The 3,916-nt window shown below is 59.2% G+C and carries 1 protein-coding gene; it reads left to right on the top strand.

Features of this window, described 5'->3' with window-relative positions:
* Positions 1-718: 718 nt before the first annotated feature.
* Positions 719-3,433 carry a DNA mismatch repair protein MutS gene (gene mutS / locus QZ302_RS09220; protein WP_294594704.1) on the top strand — a complete coding sequence of 905 codons (2,715 nt, stop codon included), beginning with the start codon at positions 719-721 and terminating at the stop codon, positions 3,431-3,433.
* Positions 3,434-3,916: the final 483 nt, after the last annotated feature.

The following is a 3,916-nucleotide window of genomic DNA, read 5'->3' as shown; positions in this document are numbered from 1 at the left end:
TGCAACTCGACGGGGCTCGTTGCACTCTCCGCTGGCAGCGAACTGTTATAGGCCGAAAGCGAGTAGTGCGATTCCGAATGGAATCGCCGTCCTCGGCGAGAGCGACGCATTAGCGGCGCGAGGGGAGCGCGCCGAGGACGAACCAGACAGAAAAAGGCGTTGCTTTTACGACCCTTTGGGTCGCGCGGGCCGGACGCCTGCCCACGGGCGGCCCGCAACACGCCGCTCCGTGTCGATAGTTGCGAGACCTCCCGGGCGTCCGACCGCCCAAGGTCAAACCAAAATAGGGTAAAGTCACCTAATTAGGGTAGCTCCAACCCCTTGCCACCGCGGTCCCCCTCCGTTTATTCCGAGAGGCAACGCAACTGGACACCGTGGGCGCGGTAGCCGGAGCTGTTGGGGTTGATCCGTTGGGTATAGAAGCTCAAAAATGTGCCGTAGATGCGGTTGGTGCCGCCGACTGCGGGCGACCAGCTGAATCCGCCGTAGCCGACGTTGTCGAGCTGGCCTCCTCGCCCATAGTAGCCGCAGTCGCGGAAGCCCGGGGCGGCGCTTGGTTTTCGAAAACTCTACGACCGCCTCTTCCTACTCGCCACTACCTCAAGTCGGAGCACCTCGCCCGCACCCGTTTGTCGAACCGTTAAACAAAGATCGCCTCGCCGATACGCCGAAAAAACGGTTTTTTACCCTATCTTTGTGAACCACAAACCGAAACCCTATGGCTAAGACCGAAGAACAGCAGGCGGGAACCGAGAAAAAATACGTCCTCACCCCTTTGATGAAGCAATACTACTCCATCAAAGACCAGCATCCCGACGCCATTCTGCTCTTCCGCGCCGGCGACTTCTACGAGACCTTCGGGCCCGACGCCATCATCGCCAGCAAGATACTCGGCATCACCCTTACCAAACGCGCCAACGGATCCGCCGCCAGCGTCGAACTCGCCGGCTTTCCGTACCACGCCCTGGACGTCTATTTGCCTAAGCTCGTGCGGGCCGGCCAGCGCGTCGCCGTCTGCGAACAGCTCGAAGACCCCAAACAGGCCAAAGGGATCGTCAAACGCGGCGTCACGGAGCTCGTGACCCCCGGTATCACCTTCGACGACAATATCTTAGACCATAAGGAGAACACCTACCTCGCCGCCGTTTCGCTCGGGCCGAAGGGTAGGGCAGGCGTCGCCTTCATCGACATTTCCACCGGCGAATTTTACGCCGCCGAAGGAGCCTACGACTACATTGACAAACTCCTGGCCAACCTCATGCCCAAGGAGGTCATTTTTAAAAAAGGCGACGAAAACGACTTCCGGCAGGCCTTCGGCGACCGGTACTATACCTATAAACTCGACGAGTGGGCCTTCAACTACGACAGCAACCGCGAGAAGCTCCTCAAACAGTTCGACACCACCTCTCTGAAAGGATTCGGGATCGACCTCCTGCCTCTGGCCGTGAGCGCCGCAGGGGCCGTGATCTACTACCTCGAATACACCGAACACAAAGACCTCAGCCATGTGCGGGGGATTTCCAGACTCGATCAGGACAAATACGTCTGGATCGACCGCTTCTCGATCCGCAACCTCGAACTCTTCCACCCGCTGAGCGAGAACGGCACCTCGCTGACCGACGTCATCGACCAGACGCTCTCGCCGATGGGAGCGCGGCTCTTGCGACGGTGGATCTCGCTGCCGCTCAAGGACAAAGCGGCCATCGACACTCGGTTGGAAGTGGTCAGCCACCTGATGCGCGACGCCAAGTTGCGGGATGAGTTGGGGGCCGAACTCACCGATATCGGCGACATGGAACGAATCGTTTCGAAACTCGCCGTCGGACGCGTCAATCCGCGCGAACTCGTACAACTGGCCAAAGGGTTGGCTGCCGCTGAGCGGATACGGACGCTCTGCGCCGAGAGCCCGAACGCCGAGCTGCGCAAATTCGCCGAACGCTTTGCCGACTGCTCCTCGGCGCGGACAGCGATCGAACAGTGCATCCTCGCCGAACCGGCCTTGATTCCGGGGCGCGGGCCGGTGATCGCTTACGGCGTGCACGACGAGTTGGACCAGCTGCGCGAGATCGCCACCGGCGGGAAAGACTATCTTCTCGCCTTGCAGCAGCGCGAGAGCGAAGCCGTCGGTATTCCGCTTAAAATCAGCTACAACAACGTTTTCGGCTACTACATCGAAGTCCGCAACGCCCATCGCGACAAGGTGCCCGAGGGGTGGATCCGGAAACAGACCTTAGTGAACGCCGAACGCTATATCACCGAAGAGCTCAAGGAGTACGAAGAGAAAATTCTGGGGGCCGAGGACAAGATCAACGCCATCGAAGTGCGCTTGTACGGCGAACTCGTTTCGGTTTTGCAGCCCCATGTGGCGATGATTCAGGGGAATGCCATGGCTGTGGCCGAACTCGACTGCCTCCAGTCTTTTGCCCATGACGCCATCGAGCACAACTACTGTCGGCCGGAGATTACCAAAGACGACGTGCTGGAGATCAAAGACGGGCGGCATCCGGTGATCGAACAACGGCTGCCCATCGGCGAACCGTACATCCCGAACGACCTCTATTTGGACGCTTCGTCGCAGCAAATTATCATTATCACGGGGCCCAATATGGCCGGTAAATCGGCGCTGTTGCGGCAGACCGCCCTGATCGTTCTGCTCGCTCAGATCGGATGTTTCGTGCCGGCCTCTTCGGCCCGGATCGGGCTGGTCGACCGGATTTTCACGCGCGTGGGGGCATCCGACAATATTTCGCAGGGCGAATCGACCTTTATGGTCGAGATGCTGGAGTCGGCCAACATCCTGAACAACATCTCGGGCCGAAGCCTCGTGTTGCTGGACGAGATCGGGCGCGGGACAAGCACCTACGACGGGATTTCGATTGCGTGGGCGATGGTCGAATACCTCCATGAACATCCGGCGGGGCGGGCCAAGACGCTCTTTGCAACTCACTACCACGAGTTGAACGAGATGGAGGCGCGGTTCGAGCGGATCAAGAACTTCAACGTCCAGGTGCGGGAGGTGGACAAACGGGTGATTTTCCTTCGGAAGCTGGTTCCGGGCGGTACGGAGCATTCGTTCGGGATCCATGTGGCGAAGATGGCGGGGATGCCTCCGCGGGTGATCGACCGGGCCAAGACGGTGCTGGAGGATCTGGAGCGGCAGCGGCGCAACGGCTCTTCGGCTCATGATGCGTCGGATGGCGGTGGCTCGGCTTTGTCGGCCGATTCGCCGGATACGACCGCTGTGTCGGCTGCATCTTCTCCCACGCCTTCTGTGTCTTCGAGCGAGAAGTCGATGCAGTTGAGTTTCTTCCAGCTGGATGACCCGGTGTTGAAAGATATCCGGGATCAGATCAAGGATTTGGACATCAACTCGCTGACCCCTATCGAGGCGCTCAACAAGCTGCATGAGATCAAGAAGTTGAGCGGTTTGTAGGGGTGAGCAGGGCCGGCTGTGGCGCAGCTTGTTTGTGTTCTGCGGTTAGACCCGGCCAGAGCATCCCGTAGGGATGCGCTCTAAAGTTTTTGGGTTTTCTTTGTGAACAAAAGGAACAGTTCGAGGCGGGCCAAAGCTCGACCCGCGCGCGATCGCTGAAGTAGGAAATCATTCAAAGCATAAGGTGTTTTGAATAAGATTTCCTCCAGCGCGCGACAAAAGAATAGGGTAGAGGCTGCCAGTAGAAATGCGCAAGCATTTCCCGTCCACGGGACGTGGGGCCCGCGCGGCCCGAGCGCAGTTCCCTCAAACTAAACCGCGCGCTCCTTTAGGCGGGGCGCGCGAAAAACTTGCTCACCTACGAAAACTCCCGTCGCCCGCCCGCTTAAATGGGGATTTCACTCGTTTTGCGGTGAGCAAAATCGAGATGAAATCCCCGCGGGCGACGGCAGTGGCGGAGCGTCAGCGGAGCCGCAGTGAGGC

This window comes from uncultured Rikenella sp., assembly GCF_910579375.1.
Taxonomy (GTDB): domain Bacteria; phylum Bacteroidota; class Bacteroidia; order Bacteroidales; family Rikenellaceae; genus Rikenella.
This window is presented reverse-complemented; position numbering and strand designations above follow the sequence as displayed.

Coding starts and splice junctions, on each gene's coding strand:
- mutS (WP_294594704.1), top strand. CDS start 719: ATGGCTAAGACCGAAGAACAGCAGGCGGGAACCGAGAAAAAATACGTC.